At 73.2% G+C, this 16869-nt stretch carries 16 protein-coding genes; 8 read left to right on the plus strand and 8 right to left on the minus strand.

All coding sequences use genetic code 11. The features are described from left to right. Positions 1-5 precede the first annotated feature (5 nt). The 4 genes from GC157_09220 to GC157_09235 all read left to right on the plus strand — a co-directional run bounded on the left by GC157_09220 (position 6) and on the right by GC157_09235 (position 3873). Entirely contained in the window at positions 6-722 is a 717-nt protein-coding gene (locus GC157_09220; GenBank protein MBI1377644.1) for a c-type cytochrome, read from the plus strand. Then, entirely contained in the window at positions 719-1750 is a 1032-nt protein-coding gene (locus GC157_09225; protein MBI1377645.1) for a Rieske 2Fe-2S domain-containing protein, read from the plus strand. The genes GC157_09220 and GC157_09225 overlap by 4 nt, the downstream gene beginning before the upstream one ends. Further along, positions 1747-3414 (plus strand): ubiquinol-cytochrome c reductase cytochrome b subunit, encoded by a 1668-nt coding sequence (locus tag GC157_09230; protein MBI1377646.1) that lies wholly within the window; start codon positions 1747-1749, stop codon positions 3412-3414. The genes GC157_09225 and GC157_09230 overlap by 4 nt, the downstream gene beginning before the upstream one ends. A gap of 129 nt (positions 3415-3543) precedes the next feature. Continuing rightward, a complete protein-coding gene (locus GC157_09235; GenBank protein MBI1377647.1) occupies positions 3544-3873 on the plus strand; it encodes a hypothetical protein in 330 nt (109 codons plus the stop codon). Between the two features lie 57 nt (positions 3874-3930). Here the strand turns inward: GC157_09235 and GC157_09240 are convergent, their stop codons facing one another. From GC157_09240 to coxB, 4 genes are all read right to left on the minus strand, one after another. Continuing rightward, positions 3931-5115, minus strand: a complete 1185-nt coding sequence (locus GC157_09240; protein ID MBI1377648.1) for a L,D-transpeptidase family protein — start codon at positions 5113-5115, stop codon at positions 3931-3933. 161 nt (positions 5116-5276) lie between these two features. Continuing rightward, positions 5277-5675, minus strand: coding sequence for a cytochrome c oxidase subunit 4 (locus tag GC157_09245; protein ID MBI1377649.1), 399 nt, complete (start codon positions 5673-5675; stop codon positions 5277-5279). Then, the gene (ctaD, locus tag GC157_09250; protein ID MBI1377650.1) at positions 5672-7414 is read right to left on the minus strand and encodes a cytochrome c oxidase subunit I; all 1743 of its coding nucleotides are present in this window, start codon (positions 7412-7414) and stop codon (positions 5672-5674) included. Before ctaD ends, GC157_09245 begins: the two co-directional genes overlap by 4 nt. Further along, entirely contained in the window at positions 7411-8367 is a 957-nt protein-coding gene (coxB, locus tag GC157_09255; protein ID MBI1377651.1) for a cytochrome c oxidase subunit II, read from the minus strand. The genes ctaD and coxB overlap by 4 nt, the downstream gene beginning before the upstream one ends. Positions 8368-8379: 12 nt before the next feature. Between coxB and GC157_09260 the strand changes: the two genes are divergently transcribed. Together GC157_09260 and GC157_09265 are read left to right on the plus strand one after the other, a co-directional pair. Then, positions 8380-9633, plus strand: coding sequence for an aminotransferase class V-fold PLP-dependent enzyme (locus tag GC157_09260; GenBank protein MBI1377652.1), 1254 nt, complete (start codon positions 8380-8382; stop codon positions 9631-9633). Beyond that, a complete protein-coding gene (locus GC157_09265) occupies positions 9630-9884 on the plus strand; it encodes a sulfurtransferase TusA family protein (GenBank protein MBI1377653.1) in 255 nt (84 codons plus the stop codon). Before GC157_09260 ends, GC157_09265 begins: the two co-directional genes overlap by 4 nt. 19 nt (positions 9885-9903) lie before the next feature. Here GC157_09265 and GC157_09270 read toward each other — a convergent pair whose 3' ends face one another. Further along, positions 9904-10599 (minus strand): leucyl/phenylalanyl-tRNA--protein transferase, encoded by a 696-nt coding sequence (locus GC157_09270; protein ID MBI1377654.1) that lies wholly within the window; start codon positions 10597-10599, stop codon positions 9904-9906. Positions 10600-10610: 11 nt separating this feature from the next. Beyond that, the gene (locus GC157_09275) at positions 10611-11597 is read right to left on the minus strand and encodes a carbohydrate kinase family protein (GenBank protein ID MBI1377655.1); all 987 of its coding nucleotides are present in this window, start codon (positions 11595-11597) and stop codon (positions 10611-10613) included. Positions 11598-11811: 214 nt separating this feature from the next. Between GC157_09275 and GC157_09280 the strand changes: the two genes are divergently transcribed. After that, the gene (locus GC157_09280) at positions 11812-13515 is read left to right on the plus strand and encodes a hypothetical protein (GenBank protein ID MBI1377656.1); all 1704 of its coding nucleotides are present in this window, start codon (positions 11812-11814) and stop codon (positions 13513-13515) included. 69 nt (positions 13516-13584) lie between these two features. Here GC157_09280 and GC157_09285 read toward each other — a convergent pair whose 3' ends face one another. Continuing rightward, positions 13585-13950 (minus strand): iron-sulfur cluster assembly accessory protein, encoded by a 366-nt coding sequence (locus tag GC157_09285; protein MBI1377657.1) that lies wholly within the window; start codon positions 13948-13950, stop codon positions 13585-13587. 206 nt (positions 13951-14156) lie between these two features. Further along, positions 14157-15299, minus strand: a complete 1143-nt coding sequence (locus GC157_09290; GenBank protein ID MBI1377658.1) for a glycerate kinase — start codon at positions 15297-15299, stop codon at positions 14157-14159. 189 nt (positions 15300-15488) lie between these two features. Here GC157_09290 and nadA point away from each other — a divergent pair, with 189 nt between their 5' ends. Next, entirely contained in the window at positions 15489-16694 is a 1206-nt protein-coding gene (nadA, locus tag GC157_09295) for a quinolinate synthase NadA (protein ID MBI1377659.1), read from the plus strand. The last annotated feature ends 175 nt before the right edge of the window (positions 16695-16869 follow it).

Consider the following 16869-nt stretch of genomic DNA (forward strand, 5'->3'; position numbering starts at 1 on the left):
TCGTCATGACCGGTCTGGGCTACGCCACCGTGACGCAGGCCGCCGAGGCCGCGCCCGCGGCGGCGTCCCAGACCCAGATCGACCAGGGCCGCCAGCTCTACCTCGAGGGCTGCGCCACCTGCCACGGGCTCGCCGCCCAGGGCACCAACGCCGGCCCCGGCCTCATCGGCGTCGGCGCGGCCGCCGTCGACTTCCAGGTCTCCACCGGCCGCATGCCGCTGGCCGCGCCCGCGGTGCAGGCCGTGCGCCGCACGCCCACCTACACGCCGGACCAGGTCGCCGCGCTCGCGGCCTTCGTCGCCTCGCTCGGCCCCGGCCCGGCCATCCCCTCCGCCCAGGACGTCAGCACCGCCGACGCCAACCTGGCGGAAGGCGGCGAGCTGTTCCGCACCAACTGCGCGCAGTGCCACAACTTCGCCGGCAAGGGCGGCGCGCTCTCCGACGGCAAGTTCGCCCCGAGCCTCATGGTGGCGACGCCGACGGAGATCTTCGAGGCCATGCTGACCGGCCCGCAGAACATGCCGAACTTCCCCAACTCCACGCTGCCGGTCGAGAAGAAGCAGGCGATCATCAAGTACATCGAGCACCTGCAGAACTCCCCCGACCCCGGCGGTCTCGCGCTCGGCTCCTACGGGCCCGTGACCGAGGGCGTGTTCATCTGGACCGCGGGTATCGGCGCGGTCCTCCTGGCTGCGGTGTGGATCGGGGCGAAGGTGCGATGAGCGACAACCACGGAACCGACGTCAGCACGGTCGAGCCCGGCGAGGCGCCGCTCTACCCGCTGCCTCCGCACCACCTGCGGCTCACCGACACCGACCCGCGCGCCGCGCGCCGCGCGGAGCGCCAGGTCGCGGCGATGTTCGCGCTGTCCGCGCTCGCGGTCCTCTCGTTCGTCGTCATCTACTTCACCGTCCCCACGACGTACTTCGTCGACCTCGGCCCCATCGGGATCGTCTCGACCAGCAACCTGCTGCTCGGGCTCAGCTTCGGCCTCGCGATCCTGCTCATCGGCCTCGGCGCGATCCAGTGGGCCAAGAAGCTCATGGCCGACGAGGAGATCGTCGACGAGCGCCACCCCATCGGCTCGCCGCCGCAGGACCAGGCCGCGGCCAAGGAGATGTTCGACACCGGCGTGGCCGAGTCGGGCTTCGTCGAGCGCAAGATCGTGCGCCGCACGCTGATCGGGGCCCTCGCCCTCTTCCCGGTGCCGCTGATCGTGTTCCTCAAGGACATGGGCCCGCCGCCCGGCGACTCCCTGCGCCACACGATCTGGGCGAAGGGCAGCCGCATCGTCGTCGACGTCACCGGGCAGAAGCTGCGCCCCGAGGACCTCGCGATCGGCACCCTGGTGTCGGCCTCCCCCGAGAACCTCAACGCCGTCGAGGAGGCCGAGGGCAACCAGAACGCCCGGGCCAAGGCCTCGATCATCCTCGTGCGCATGCGCCCGGAGGAGATCAAGTCGCAGCAGGCTCCGGCGGGTCAGACCTGGGACGTGCAGGGCATCCTCGCGTTCTCCAAGATCTGCACCCACGTGGGCTGCCCCATCGCGCTCTACCAGCAGCGCCAGCACGCCTTGCTCTGCCCGTGCCACCAGTCGACGTTCGACCTGTCCGACTCCGGCAACGTCATCTTCGGCCCGGCCCACCGCCGCATGCCGCAGCTGCCGATCATGGTCGACAGCGACGGCTACCTCGCCGCGCAGAGCGACTTCCAGGAACCCGTCGGACCGAGCTTCTGGGAGCGCGGATGAGCATCATCGTCAAGGAGGCCGGACGGGCCATCCAGCGCGCCGACGAGCGTGCCCCGATCTCGACGCTGGCCAAGGGCAACCTGCGCAAGATCTTCCCGGACCACTGGTCGTTCATGCTGGGCGAGATCGCGCTCTACTCGTTCATCGTCCTGCTGCTCACCGGCGTCTACCTGACCATCTGGTTCAAGCCGTCGATGGTCGAGGTCGTCTACCACGGCTCCTACGCGCCGCTCGAGGGCATCCAGATGTCCGAGGCCTACTCCTCGGCGCTCAACATCAGCTTCGACGTGCGCGGCGGCCTGCTCATCCGGCAGATCCACCACTGGGCGGCCCTGTTCTTCATGGCCGCGATGATGGTGCACATGTTCCGGATCTTCTTCACCGGAGCGTTCCGCAAGCCGCGCGAGCTCAACTGGGTCATCGGCGGCTCGATGATCCTCATCGGCCTGCTCGAGGGCTTCGCCGGCTACTCGCTGCCCGACGACCTGCTCTCCGGCGTCGGCGTGCGCATCGTGGCCGGCATCATCGAGTCGATCCCGGTGGTGGGCACCTACCTGCTGTTCTTCATCTTCGGCGGCCAGTACCCCGGCAGCGACTTCATCCCCCGGCTGTACACGTTCCACGTGCTGCTGGTGCCGGGCATCCTGCTGGCCCTCGTGGGGCTGCACCTGGTGCTGATCTTCTACCACAAGCACACGCAGTACCCCGGGCCCGGCCGCACCAACAGCAACATCGTCGGGTTCCCGCTCTTCCCGGTGTACACCGCGAAGGCCGGCGGCTTCTTCTTCGTCGTCTTCGGCATCACGACGCTCATCGCGTCGTTCGTGACGATCAACCCGATCTGGGCCTACGGACCCTACGTACCGGACCAGGTGACAGCCGGGTCCCAACCCGACTGGTACATCGGGTTCGTCGACGGCGCGCTGCGCGCGTTCCCCAACTGGGAGACGGTGATCGGCAGCTACACGATCAGCTGGAACATCTTCCTGCCCTGTGTCGTGCTGCCCGGCCTGCTCATCACGGCCATGCTGATCTACCCGTTCCTGGAAGCGTGGATCACCGGCGACCGGGGTGAGCACCACATCCTCGACCGGCCGCGCAACGCGGCCACGCGCACCGCGATCGGCGTCATGGCGATCACGTTCTACGGCATCCTCGTGATCAACGGCGCGAACGACATCATCGCCCAGGCGTTCCACGTCCCCTTCAACGGCATCACGTGGTTCACCCGCATCGGCGTGTTCGTCCTCCCGCCGCTGGCCTTCCTCGCCACCCGCCGCTTCTGCCTCGGGCTCCAGCGCCGCGACCGCGACCTGCTGCTGCACGGCCGCGAGAGCGGGCAGATCCTGCGGCTGCCGCACGGCGAGTTCATCGAGATCCACACGCCGATCTCCGACGAGGAGCGGGCCGTCATCCTCGCCAAGGACAACGTGCCCGTGCTCGAGGCGCCGCCGGCCACGGACGAGAACGGCGTGGCGACGCCGGGCCTGCGGGCCAAGCGGCGCCGGGCCCGCTTCTCCCGGATGTTCTACGGCGACAACGTGGCCACGCCCACGCCGGAGGAGATCGAGGCCGCCGAGCACCACCTGCACGCCGAGCACGAGCACGAGGTGGAGGAGCTGCACGAGGCCGGCAAGGACGCCCCCGCGGGCATCACCGACTGATCCGCAGCACGAGCGAACGACGAGGGCCCGGTCCGTGCGGACCGGGCCCTCGTCGTTGTCGACGCCGGTGGAGGCTCCGGCGGCGCTGAGCGGGCGCGCGCGACCGGGCCGGTGCGGCACACTCGGCACGTGTCCTGGACCGCTCCCCCGTCGGCCAGCGGGTGCCGCGACGGCCACCCGGAGCGGCTGACGCCCGGCTACGACCCGCAGCTGGGCCTGGTCCCCTCACGCACGTCGATGTGGTTCGGGGCCGTGGTGCTGGCCCTCCTGTGCGCCGCGGTGTGGGTGTGGCTCCCGGGGCTGCGCGGCTGGCTCGTCGTGGTGCTGGCCGCGGCGCTCGGCCTCACCGCGCTGGTGCAGCTGCTGCTCGGCCACCGGGGCCGGTGCGCCGCACGGCGTACGGCCCGCTGGTTCCTCGGCGCGCCCGGGGCGCTGCTCGACCCCAGCGGGGACGACTGACACCACCGTGCGGGATCTCGGCGCGCCGGGGGCGGCGCGAGGCGGTGCCGGCCCGCGTCAGGCGTTGAGCGCCGAGTAGGTCTTCCAGGTGGACCAGGACGTGTTCCACACGGTGATGCCGTTGCCGGACTCCATCGCCCGGTTGGTGCCCGTGTAGATCACGACGTCGCCGATGTTGGAGTGGTCGTAGAGCCAGGCGGCGTTCGAGGTGCTCATGCCCGTGCACCCGTGGGAGACGTTGGCGTGGCCCTGCGACCGGACCGACCACGGCGCCGCGTGCAGGAACTCGCCGGAGTAGGTGAGGCGCATCGCGTACTGCACCTCGATCCGGTAGTACTCCGGATCGGTCTTGGCGGTGCCGCCCGTGGCGGCGTCCATGACCCGGGTGAGCTCCTTGTCCATGATCACCTTGACCCCGGACCGGGTCTCGAAGCCCGGTTTGCCGGTGGTGATCGGGATCGTGCGGATCTTCTTGCCGTCGCGGGTCACGGTCATCTCGTCGGTGAGCATGTCGACGTAGGACACCATGGCCGGCCCGGTCGTGAACGAGGTGCTGGTGCTCGCCTGACCCCACAGCCCCTTGGAGAACTTCACACCCTTGAGGGCCGTGGTGAGAGTGATGGTCGCGTGCCCGGGCCAGTAGCGCTGCGGGCGGTAGAGGGCCACGTCGTCGGTGAGCCAGCGCCACCCGCCGCTCACGGCGACGCCGTCGGCGGTCACGGTGGCCGCGCGCTCGAACGCCGCCTTGGCCTCGGTGGTGGTGAGCTGGTGGTCGAGCGAGACGCGGATCGGCATGCCCACGCCGACGGTGGAGCCCGGGCTGGGCGACATCTGCCACGACAGGAACTTCGACGGGGCGATGGTGCGCACCGTGCGGGTCAGGTCCGTGCGCAGGCCGGTGAGGTCCACAGCGTGGGCGGCGATCTTGTACTTCGCGCCGTAGTCGAGGATCCCGCCGGTCGCGGTCCAGGTGCTGCCGTCGACCGAGAGCTCTCCGGGTACCGGACCCGACGGTCCGGTGACGACCACCCCGGTCAGGCGTCCGGACACGGCCGTGACCACCAGCGGGGTCGTGGGGGCGATCGGCGCGCTCGAGGCCGGCGTCAGGTGGATCGACGCCGTCGACTCCTGCGCGGAGGTGCCGCCGTGGACGCCGAGGCTGCCCACCCCGCACCCGCTGAGCAGCAGCGCCGCGGCACCCGCCCCCACCAGCACGGGCAGCGTCGTCCTGCGCGCACGCACGTGGTCCCCCTCCGACGCCCGAGATGATCCTTCTCCAGGAGTCTCGGCAGGGATCGGGACGAAGTCCAGCGGGTTGAGGTGACAGTTTCGTGTCAGCCCCGTGACCGTCCCGTCGCCGGGGCGGCGGGACGACCCGCGGGCGGGGCGATGCGGACCGGTGCTCAGGCGTCCGCGAACGGGCCGCGGTAGTACTCGAACACGAAGCCGATCAGCGCCCCGAGCAGGAGCCCCACGCCCAGGATGAGCAGCCAGACCGCGAACACCAGGCCGACCACCACGACGAAGGTCGCGATGCCGACCGCGAGCGGCCACCACGAGTGCGGGCTGAAGAACCCGTAGTCGGGGTCGGCGTCCTCGACGTTGGCGTTGGGGTCGTCCTCGGGCCGCACGCCCACGCGGCGCGAGGTGTAGAGGACGTAGAAGCCGACCAGGAACGCCAGCGCACCGGTGAGGGCGAGCACCGTGGAGCCCACGAGCTCCTTGGTGACGAACCAGTAGACGACGGCAACCAGGCCGTAGAACGCCGCGCCGCCGGCGAACAGGAACCCCTCGATCTTCACGACTCGCTCCCCGTGCCGGTGCCTGCTGCGACGAGCTCGTCGAGCACCTGCGTGCGCTTCTGCGTCGCGAGGTCGACGAGGTCAGGGTGGTGCAGGTCGAACGCCGGCCGCTCCGAGCGGATGGGCGGGATCGACGTGAAGTTGTGCCGCGGCGGCGGGCAGGACGTGGCCCACTCCAGCGAGCAGCCCCAGCCCCACGGGTCGTCGACCTCGACCTTGGGCGCGGTGCGCCAGGTCTTGTAGACGTTGTAGAAGAACGGGAGCGTCGAGCTCGCGAGGATGATCGAGCCGATCGTGCTGATCTCGTTGAGCGTGGTGAACCCGTCCGAGGGCAGGTAGTCGGCGTAGCGGCGCGGCATGCCCGCCGCCCCGAGCCAGTGCTGCACCAGGAACGTGGTGTGGAAGCCCACGAACAGCAGCCAGAAGTGGATCTTGCCCAGGCGCTCGTCGAGCATCCGGCCGGTCCACTTGGGCCACCAGAAGTAGAAGCCCGCGAACATCGCGAACACGACCGTGCCGAAGACGACGTAGTGGAAGTGCGCCACCACGAAGTAGGAGTCGGACACCTGGAAGTCCACCGGCGGGGCGGCGAGCAGGATGCCCGTGAGGCCGCCGAAGAGGAACGTGACCAGGAAGCCGAGGGTCCACAGCATCGGTGTCTCGAACGACACCGATCCTCGCCACATCGTGCCGATCCAGTTGAAGAACTTCACCCCGGTGGGCACGGCGATGAGCATCGTCATGAACGCGAAGAACGGCAGGTTGACCGCGCCGGTCACGTACATGTGGTGCGCCCACACCGCCACGGACAGCGCCGCGATCGCGATGGTGGCGAACACGAGACCCTTGTAGCCGAACAGCGGCTTGCGGCTGAACACCGGCAGGATCTCCGTCGCGATGCCGAAGAACGGCAGGGCGAGGATGTAGACCTCCGGGTGGCCGAAGAACCAGAAGAGGTGCTGCCAGAGGATCGCGCCGCCGTTGACCGCGTCGAACACCTGGGTGCCGAACTTGCGGTCGGCCTCGAGCACGACGAACGCGGCGGCGAGGACCGGGAAGGCCATGAGCACCAGCACGCTGGTGAGCAGCACGTTCCAGGTGAAGATCGGCATCCGGAACATCGTCATGCCCGGCGCGCGCATGCAGAAGATCGTGGTGATGAAGTTGACCGCGCCGAGGATGGACCCGAGGCCACCGATGGTGAAGCCCATGATCCACAGGTCCGAGCCGATGTTCGGCGAGTTGATCGCGTTCGACAGCGGCGAGTAGGCGAACCAGCCGAAGGAGGCCGCGCCGCCGGGGGTCAGGAAGCCCATCATCACGATGAGGCCGCCGAAGAAGAACAGCCAGAACGCCAGCATGTTCAGCCGCGGGAAGGCGACGTCGGGCGAGCCGATCTGCAGCGGCATGACGACGTTGGCGAACCCGGCGAACAGCGGGGTCGCGAACAGCAGCAGCATGATCGAGCCGTGCATCGTGAAGAGCTGGTTGTACTGCTCCTGGCTCACGAACTGCAGGCCGGGCTGGGCGAGCTCGGCGCGGATGATGAGCGCGAGCACGCCGCCGAAGAGGAAGAAGAAGAAGGTGGTGATCAGGTACATGTAGCCGATCACCTTGTGGTCGGTGGAGGTGATCCACCGCACGAGGGTGCGGCCGAACTTGCGCCGCGCGGGGTCGCTCGTCGTCATGCCCTCGGGATCGGGGTTCTGGTCGACCGGCCGGTCGGACAGCAGGGTCATGAGGGCACTCCCGTCGTGACGATGCGTCCGGTCTGGAGCTGACCGGACTGACCGGCCGCCTTGAGGGCGGCGATGTGCGCGTCGTAGTCGGCGCGCGAGACCACGTGGACCGTGAAGAGCATCTGCGAGTGGTACGTGCCGCACAACTCGGCGCAGCGCCCCGCGAACACGCCGATCTTGTTCGGCGTCAGCTCGAACTGGTTCTCGCGGCCGGGGACGACGTCCATCTTGAACAGGAACTGCGGCACCCAGAACGAGTGGATGACGTCGGGCGAGGTGAGCTGGAAGCGCACGCGCTCGTCGACCGGGAGCCAGAGCTCCGCGGGGTGGTTCTGCGTGCCGGTCTCGTAGGCGTCGTCGCTGAGGTAGTTGAAGCCCCAGTTCCACTTGAAGCCGATGACCCCGACGGTGTTCTTCGCGTCGCTGGTGAGCTTGGTGAGGTCGGCCTGGTCGCGGGCGGTGATCGCGAACAGCGCGGCGATCATGATGGCCGGCGCGACGGTGTAGAGGATCTCGATCGGCATGTTGTAGCGCGTCTGCACCGGCGCGCCCTCACCGGCCCGGCGGCGGTAGGCGATGATCGCCCACCCGATCAGGCCCCAGGTGAGGATGCCGACGGCGATCGCCGCGATCCACGAGTTCTGCCAGAACGAGAGCTGCATGGCTCCCTGCTCGGTGACCGGCGCGGGGTAGCCGAGGCGACCCAGCTCGGTGTCTGACGAGCAGCCTGCGGTGCCGAGGAGCACCAGGGCCGCACCCGCGACGATCGCGGCGGTGCGAGCCCTGGATCGGCGCGGGGAGCGGGTCGGGCCCACGTGTCGCCTTCCCAAGGGGTCGGTGCCCCGGTGCGCAGGCCCACCGTTCGGAGGTGCACCACGCCCGCGGAGCGGGGGTCTGACGTACGCCGAGAGAGTAGCGCAGCGACCCCTGCCCCACCCCGCGGGGTGGGGCATTACGGTCGGGTCGTGGCGCAGGTCGGACCGGGTGTCCCGCACGGCGGTGCGGCGCGCTCCGACCATCGGACGGACCCGGCTCCGGGCGGGTCGCAGACCCCCGGATCGGAGCCTCCGCAGCCGCCGCCCGGCTACCTCGACGCCGCCTCCACCCTGCCGCTGCACCCCGCCGCCCGGGAGTCGCTCGCGAGCGCCCTGGACCTCGGCTGGGCCGACCCGGCCCGCCGCTACCACGACGCCGCCCGGGCCCGGGCCCTGCTCGACGCCGCGCGCGAGTCGGTGGCCGCCGTCCTGCGGGCGCGGCCCGACGAGGTGTCGTTCACGGCCTCCGGGACCCAGGCCGTGCAGCTCGGCCTGGCCGGGCTCGTCCTCGGACGCCGCCGGCAGGGCCGGCGCGTCCTCGCGACCGCGGTGGAGCACTCCAGCGTGCTGCACGCCGCGACCGCGTCCGTCGCGGACCCGGCGCACGCGGTGCACCTGCCGGTGGACCGCGACGGCGCCCTCGTCGTCGCGGCGCTCGAGGAGGCGCTGGGCGAGGGCGACGTCGCCCTGGCCGCGGTGCAGAGCGCCAACCACGAGGTGGGCACGCGCCAGCCCCTGACGGCCGCGGCCGACCTCCTGGAGCCGGCCGGCGTGCCGCTGCTCGTCGACGCCGCGCAGTCCGTGGGGCGCGACGACGTGCCGGCCCGCTGGTCGGTGCTCGCCGCCAGCGCGCACAAGTGGGGCGGCCCCGCGGGGGTCGGAGTCCTCGCCGTGCGCACCGGCGTGCGCTGGCGCTCGCCATCCCCGGAGGGCGCGCTGGAGCACGGGCGGGTGCCCGGGTTCGTCGACGTCCCCTCCGTGGTGGCCGCGGCGGCGGCGCTCGAGGCCGTGGAGCGCGAGCGCCAGGCGGAGTCGGTGCGCCTGGCGCGCCTGGTGGACCGGGTGCGCGACCGCGTGGCGGCCGAGGTGCCCGACGCCGTGGTGCTGGGCCACCCGGTGGACCGGCTCCCCCACGTGGTGACGTTCTCGCTGCTCTACGTCGAGGGCGAGGCGCTGCTGGCCGACCTCGACCGGGCCGGGTTCGCGGTGTCGTCGGGGTCCTCCTGCGTCGCCGACTCGCTCCAGCCCTCCCACGTGCTCGCCGCGATGGGCGCGCTGACGCACGGCAACCTGCGGGTGTCGCTGCCGCCGGGCGTGCGCGAGGACGACGTCGACCGCTTCCTCGCCGTGCTGCCGGCGGTGGTGGAGCGGGTGCGCGCCTCGCTCGGGGCGCAGGGCCTGTGAGCGAGCCCGCCGGGGTGCCCGGCCACGACGTGCTGCTCGACGAGCGGGGCCGGCTGTGCCCGCTGCCGGTGATCGCCCTCGGGCGGGCGGCCGCGGCCGACCCGGCGGCGCGGCTGCTGCTGCTGGCCGACGACCCGGCGGCGGTCACCGACGTCCCGGCCTGGTGCGCGCTGCGCGGTCGCACGCTCACCTGGACCGGCCCGGCCCCCGGCGGCGGCACGGCGTACCTGGTGTCGCCGGCGTCCGGCTGAGCGGGGCACGAACCCCCGCTCAGAACGCGGGGTGGTGCCCCAGCGCGGCGCGCAGCCGGCGCAGGTACTCCGCGCGCGGGACCTCCTGCACGCCCAGGCTGGCGAGGTGGTCGGTGCGCCACTGCACGTCGAGCAGCCGGTCGCCGGTGCCGGTGCCCTCGCGCTCGGCCGCCCGGCGCAGCAGCGCGACCAGCGCCACGAGGGCGACCTTGGAGGCGTCGCGCGCCGTGCTGAACATCGACTCGCCCGCGAACAGGCCGCCGATCTCGACGCCGTACAGGCCGCCGACCAGGTCGCCCTCGGGGGTGCGGGCCTCCACGCTGTGCGCCCACCCGAGGCGGTGCAGCTCGCCGTAGGCCTCGCGCACCGCCCGGGTGATCCAGCCGCCCGGGCGGGCCGGGTCCGCGCACGCCAGCACGACGTCGTCGAACGCGGTGTCGACGGTGGTGGCCAGCCGCCGGCACGAGGCGCGCAGCGAGCGGCTCACCCGCAGGTCGTCCAGCGGCAGGATCCCGCGCGGGTCCGGCGACCACCAGCCCACCGAGTCGGCGTCGAACGGCATGGGGAACAGGCCGGTGCGGTAGGCGGCGAGCAGGGTGCCCGGCGCGAGGTCGGCCCCGACGCCGAGCAGCTCGACGCCGTCGGGCGCCGCGGCCGGGTCGGGCAGCGCCCACGGCGTGGGCGGCGGCTCGACCGGCGGGTCGACCGCGGCCACGTCAGGTCGTCCTACGGGCGCGGGCACCGGACGTTGGCGGCGACCTCGGCGGCGGCGTCCTCGCCGTAGGTCGCGGCGAACCGCCCGAGGAAGTGGCGCTGAGCCAGGTCGTACTCCTGGGTGCCGACCGTCTCGATGACGTAGGTGGCCAGCAGCGAGCCGATCTGCGCGCAGCGCTCGTAGGACAGCCCCCACGCGAGGCCGGCGAGGAAGCCGGCGCGGAAGGCGTCGCCCACGCCGGTGGGGTCGGCCTTGAGCTCCTCCGGCGGGCAGGGCACCTCGATGGGGTCCTGGCCCTTCACCTCGACCCGGGCGCCGTCCTTGCCGAGGGTGGTGACCCGGACGCCCACGCGGGTGAGCACCTCGTCGTGGCTCCAGCCGGTCTTCTGCTCGATCAGCCCCGCCTCGTAGTCGTTGCTGAACAGGTAGGCCGCACCGTCGACGAGCTGCTTGATGCCCTCGCCGTCGAGCCACGCGAGCTGCTGGCTGGGGTCGGCCACGAACGGGATGCCGCGGAAGCGGCACTCGTCGGTGTGCCGGGTCATCGCCTCCGGGTCGTTGGCGCCGACCAGCACGAGGTCGAGGCCGCCGAGCCGCTCGGACACCGGCCCGAGCTCGATCTCGCGCGCCTCGCTCATGGCCCCGGGGTAGAAGGACGCGATCTGGCACTGCTCCTCGTCGGTGGTGCAGACGAAGCGCGCGGTGTGCCGCACGTCGGACACGCGCACCGAGTGGGTGTCGACGCCATGGCGCGCGAGCCAGGACCGGTAGTCGTCGAAGTCCTGGCCCACGGCGCCGACGAGGACGGGGTGCAGGCCCAGCACCGCCATGCCGAAGGCGATGTTGGCGGCGACGCCGCCGCGGCGGACGTCGAGGTCCTCGACGAGGAAGGACAGCGAGATCTTGTCGAGCTTGTCGGGGACGAGGGAGTCGGCGAACCGCCCCGGGAAGGTCATCAGGTGGTCGGTCGCGATGGATCCGGTGACGGCGACGCGCACGGGCGGGCTCTTCTCCTCGGGCGCGGGGCCACACCTCCCCGCGGACGACGCCCGACCCTATCCCGGCCGGCGCTCCGCGCCGCCCGCGCGACCGGCCCTGCCCGCACCCGCCCGGGGTCGCGGGACGTGCGGTAGGGCGGAACCGGGCCGGTCCGGCCCGCGTCCGAGCGCACACAGGACGCCGTCGAGCACCGAGCCAGGGCAGGGTGAGGTCATGAGCACGACCTTCAGGAGCCGCAGGAGCGGCGGGCCGGCCGGCCGCGCGCGCCGCGTGCCGATCGTCGCGCTCCTAGCGGTGGGCGCCCTCGCCGGGTGCGGCACCCAGGTCGCCGGCGCGGGCGAACCTCCCGTGCTGCACATCGGCACGGGCACCGCGGCCTTCGCCGGAGCGGGCGTGGCCGGCATGGCCGCCGACGCCGCCGGGACCTCGGGGCGCTCCACCACCGACCCGTACCCCCTGCACGGGACCCTGCCGTCGGGGCCCGGCTCTGCGCCGGTGCAGCGCTACCCCGACACCGAGGTGCCCCGCGACCGTGTGGCCGCGCTTGCCGTCTCGCTCGGGATCGACGCGGAGCCGCAGCGCCACGCCCACGGCTGGGCGGTGGGCACGGGCCCGGCGCAGCTCGTGGTCCGCGACGGCAGCGGCGAGTGGGCCTACAGCCGCACGCAGGACCAGTGCCCCTCCTACTCCCTCGACATCGACTCCCCCGGCGGCGCCGGCGGCGGCGTCGCCTGCGCGGTGTCGGTCGCGCCGGACGGCGTGGCCGTCGCGTCCGGCACGCCTGCCGCGCCGGACGCGCCGTGCGCCTCCGTGGCGCCGCAGCCCGGCGTCGTCACGTGCAGCAGCAGTCCGGCCGCGCCCGTGGCACCCCCGTCGCCGCCGGCGGCCGGCGGCGACCAGGGCGTGTCGAGCGGGTCGACCGGCTCCGGCGGCTCCGGCGGCGGCTCGATCGCCACGCCGGGGACTCCGCCCGGCCAGGAGCCGGCCCCCGGGCCCAAGCCCGTGGTGACACCCGTGCCCGACGACGCCGCCCGTGCCGCGGCCGCCCCGGTGCTGGCCGCGGCAGGCCTCGACATCGCCGACGCGGTGCTCGGGCCGCGGTCGGCCACCCGCGACGTGTCCGTGGACCCGGTGGTCGCCGGGCTGCCGACGTACGGGATCGCCACGCGGGTGACCGTGGACGCGCGCGGCGTGCTCGCCGCGACGGGCCGGCTCGGCGAGCCGGTCGAGGGCCCCGCCTACCCGCTCGTCCCGGCCGCGACGGCCCTGGAGACCCTGCGCCTGCTCCCCCGGCCCGACATCGCGATGGCCTGCCTGCAGGGGACCGACTGCACCCCGCGCACCCCCGCGGTGACCGGCGCACGCCTCGGGCTCGTGCCGCGCTGGGACGCCGAGGGCAGCACCGCCACGGAGCTGCTCGTGCCGGCCTGGCTCTTCGACCTCGAGGGCGGCGGCGACCCGGTGCCGGTCGTCGCGGTGGCGCCCCGCTTCCTCGGCGAGCCGGACCCCGGCCCGGTGGCCTCGGCGTCCGCCGGCTCGCCCGGCACCGACGGCGGCTCGGGCAGCGACCCCGGCACCCCCGCCGGCCCGCCGGCGAGCGACCTCCCCCTGCCGGTGCAGCCCTCGGGCCCGGCGGGCAGCCCGCGTGCGGTGGCCGTCTCGGCCGCGACGGTGGGCGCGGACGGGACCACCCTCGTGCTGCACTCGGTGGGCGGGGTGTGCGAGACGTACACCGCCTCTGCCAAGGAGACACCGGACGTCGTGACCGTGCAGCTGCTCGCCACGCCGGACACCGACACCTCGCGCGCCTGCCCCGCCCTGGCGAAGGAGGTCTCGGCGACGGTGACCCTGGCCGCCCCCTGGGCCCACCGAGCCGTCATCGACGCCACCACCGGCCAGAAGGTCCCGGTCGACTGAGCCTGCCGGGACGCGCGGAGGGCCGCACCCCTCGCGGGGTGCGGCCCTCCGGACGCGGGTGCGGTGCCGTCAGCTGAACGAGTCGCCGCAGGCGCAGGAGCTGGTGGCGTTGGGGTTGTCGATCGTGAAGCCCTGCTTCTCGATCGAGTCGACGAAGTCGATCGTGGCGCCGCCGAGGTAGGGGGCGCTCATGCGGTCGGTGACGACCTTGACGGTGCCGAACTCCTTGACGACGTCGCCGTCGAGGGAGCGGTCGTCGAAGAACAGCTGGTAGCGCAGGCCCGAGCAGCCGCCGGGCTGGACCGCCACGCGCAGGGAGAGGTCCTCGCGACCCTCCTGCTCGAGCAGTGCGGCGACCTTGGACGAGGCGGCCTCGGTCAGCAGGATGCCGTCGGTGACGGGCGTCGAGGTCTCGATGGTGACATCGGCGGTCATGCGGTGGTCCTCCCGGTGGGGGTGGGTCGAGCCGTACGCCGGCGTCGCACGGACGCCGTACACCCTGACAACCCCGTCGACCCGCGGAATGTTCCCCGTGCCCCGGTGCGGTCAGGCGTCCATGGTGCCACGACCTGCGGGGTGCGGCGTCCTGCGGTCCCGCGCGCGTCGCACCCGTGCCCCGCGGCGGTCCGGTGCGCCCCGGCTCAGCGCGACCAGGTGCGGGCGGCGCGCTCGGCGAGGTCGGCCAGAGCGGCGGCCGGGTGGTCGAAGGCGTCGGACTCCGGACGCCCCCGGTCGCGCAGGTCGTCCACCACGGCCAGCGCCCCGCTGACGCCCGTGGCGGCGTACTCGCGCCGGCCCACCTCCACCCGCCCGGCGAGCACCACGCAGCCTCGGCCGTGCTCGAGCGCCACCTCGGCGACCCCGCTGACGACCTTGCCCCGCAGGCTCTGCCAGTCGAAGCTGCCCTCCCCCGTCACCACGAGGTCCGCGGCCGCCACCTCGCGGGCCAGGCCGACGGTGTCGAGCACCGTGCCGATCCCCGGGACGCGCGTCGCCCCGAGCAGCAGAAGCGCGTAGCCCAGGCCGCCGGCCGCACCGGCGCCGAGGGCCACCGCAGGGTCGCGCCCGTCCGGGCGGCGGCCCACCGCCGCGGCGAAGGCGGTCAGGTCGCCCTCGAGCCGCATGAGCATCGCGTCGTCGGCGCCCTTCTGGCGACCGAACCCGTTGGTGGCCCCGCGCAGTCCGAGCAGGGGGTTGTCGACGTCGGACGCCGCGACCAGCCCGAGGCCGCGCACGGCCTCGAGCGCCGGGCCGAGGTCGACCGCCGCGACCTCGCGCAGCGCGCCGCCCCCGAGGCGGAGGCGGTCGGTGGCGTCGGCGCCGTCGGCGGTGGCGGCCGTCGCGCCCAGGGCCGCGAGCAGGCCGGCGCCCGCGTCGTTGGTGCCGGACCCGCCGAGCCCGACCACGACGCTCGTGGCGCCGGCGTCGCGCGCCGCGAGCAGCAGCTGCCCGACGCCGTACGACGTGGTGCGCGAGGGGTCGCGCGGCTCGGGCACCAGGTGCAGGCCGCAGGCCTCGGCCGCCTCGACGTAGGCCGTGCCGTCGACGAGCAGCACGTGGCCGGTCGCCGGATCGCCCGTGGGGCCGCTCACCTCCACCGTGCGCAGCTCGCCCCCGAGCGCGGACCTGACGACCTCGACGAAGCCGGGGCCGCCGTCGGCCAGGGGCACCTCGACGAGCTCGTCGTGCGGCGCGGTGCGGCGCCAGCCCGCGGCGATCGCGGCGGCGGCCTCGACGGCCGAGAGGGTCCCCGCGAACTTGTCCGGGGCGACGACGACGCGCACCCCAGGAGGCTAGTGCGGCCGCCTCCTGCCGCCGGGCCGGGGACGTCCGCCGCCGCGTCCGCAGACCGGCCGGTGCGGGAAGCGGGAGGGGCGCCGGGCCGTTGCACGCGATGAGCGGACGGCCGTCGGGATGCCGGCGGCGGGGCGCGTGCCGCGCCCGGCCCGCAGCCGCGGTGAGAGGATGCGCGCGTGAGCACCGAGAGCTTCGTCGAGCCCAGCCCGACCCCCCTGGCGCTGCTGCTGCTCGGCCGCGGCGCCGACCCGCAGTCCGAGCGCGGCGTCGAGTGCCCGGGCGACCTGCCCGCCCCGAGCGACCCGGACCTCGTCGAGCGCGCGCGCCGCGCCAAGGAGGCGCTCGGCGACCGCGTGTTCGTGCTCGGGCACCACTACCAGCGCGACGAGGTGATCCAGTTCGCCGACGTCACCGGCGACAGCTTCAAGCTCGCCCGCGACGCCGCGGCCCGCCCGCAGGCCGAGTACATCGTGTTCGCCGGCGTGCACTTCATGGCCGAGAGCGCCGACATCCTCACTTCCGACGACCAGGCAGTCGTGCTCCCCGACCTCGCCGCCGGCTGCTCCATGGCCGACATGGCCGCCATCGGCCAGGTGGAGGACGCGTGGGACGTGCTGGCCGACGCCGGCGTGGCCGACGTCACCGTGCCGATCACGTACATGAACTCGACGGCGGCCATCAAGGCGTTCACCGGGCGTCACGGCGGCACCGTGTGCACGTCGTCGAACGCCGAGCGAGCGATGACCTGGGCGTTCGAGCAGGGCGAGAAGGTGCTCTTCCTCCCGGACGAGCACCTCGGCCGCAACACCGCCGTGCTCGACCTCGGGCTCTCCCTCGACGACTGCGTGCTCTACGACCCGCACAAGCCGGGTGGCGGGCTCACCGTGGAGCAGCTGCGCGCCGCGAAGGTGATCCTGTGGAAGGGCCACTGCTCCGTGCACGGCCGCTTCACCGCCGAGACGGTCGCCGAGGTCCGCGAGCGGGTGCCGGGCGTCAACGTCCTGGTGCACCCGGAGTGCCGTCACGAGGTGGTGCTCGGGGCCGACAAGGTCGGCTCGACCGAGTTCATCATCCGCACGCTCGAGGAGGCCGAGCCCGGCAGCGCGTGGGCGATCGGCACCGAGCTCAACCTGGTGCGCCGCCTGGCCCTGGCCCACCCGGACAAGCAGATCGTCTTCCTCGAGAAGACCGTGTGCTTCTGCGCCACGATGAACCGCATCGACCTGCCGCACCTGGTGTGGGCGCTGGAGAACCTCGTCGAGGGCCACGTCGTCAACCGCATCGTGGTCGACCCCGAAGTCGCGCACTGGGCCCGGGTGGCCCTCGACCGGATGCTGGCGCTGCCCGGCGTCGCCGCAGCCGCCCCCGCCGCCCAGGACTGACCCGTCGTTACTGCCGCAACGCCCGGAAACCGGCGGGCGGGTTCAAGGGGTCGTTGCACCTGATGATGTGCGGCGGAGGTTGGGATGCCTGGTGCGCGGTTGACGGTGCATGAGCGTGTGGTGATCGAGCGGGGTCTGGCGCAGGGGTTGACGCATGGGCAGATCGCGGGGTTGA

Source organism: Frankiales bacterium (assembly GCA_016125335.1).
Taxonomy (GTDB): Bacteria; Actinomycetota; Actinomycetes; order S36-B12; family CAIYMF01; genus Longivirga.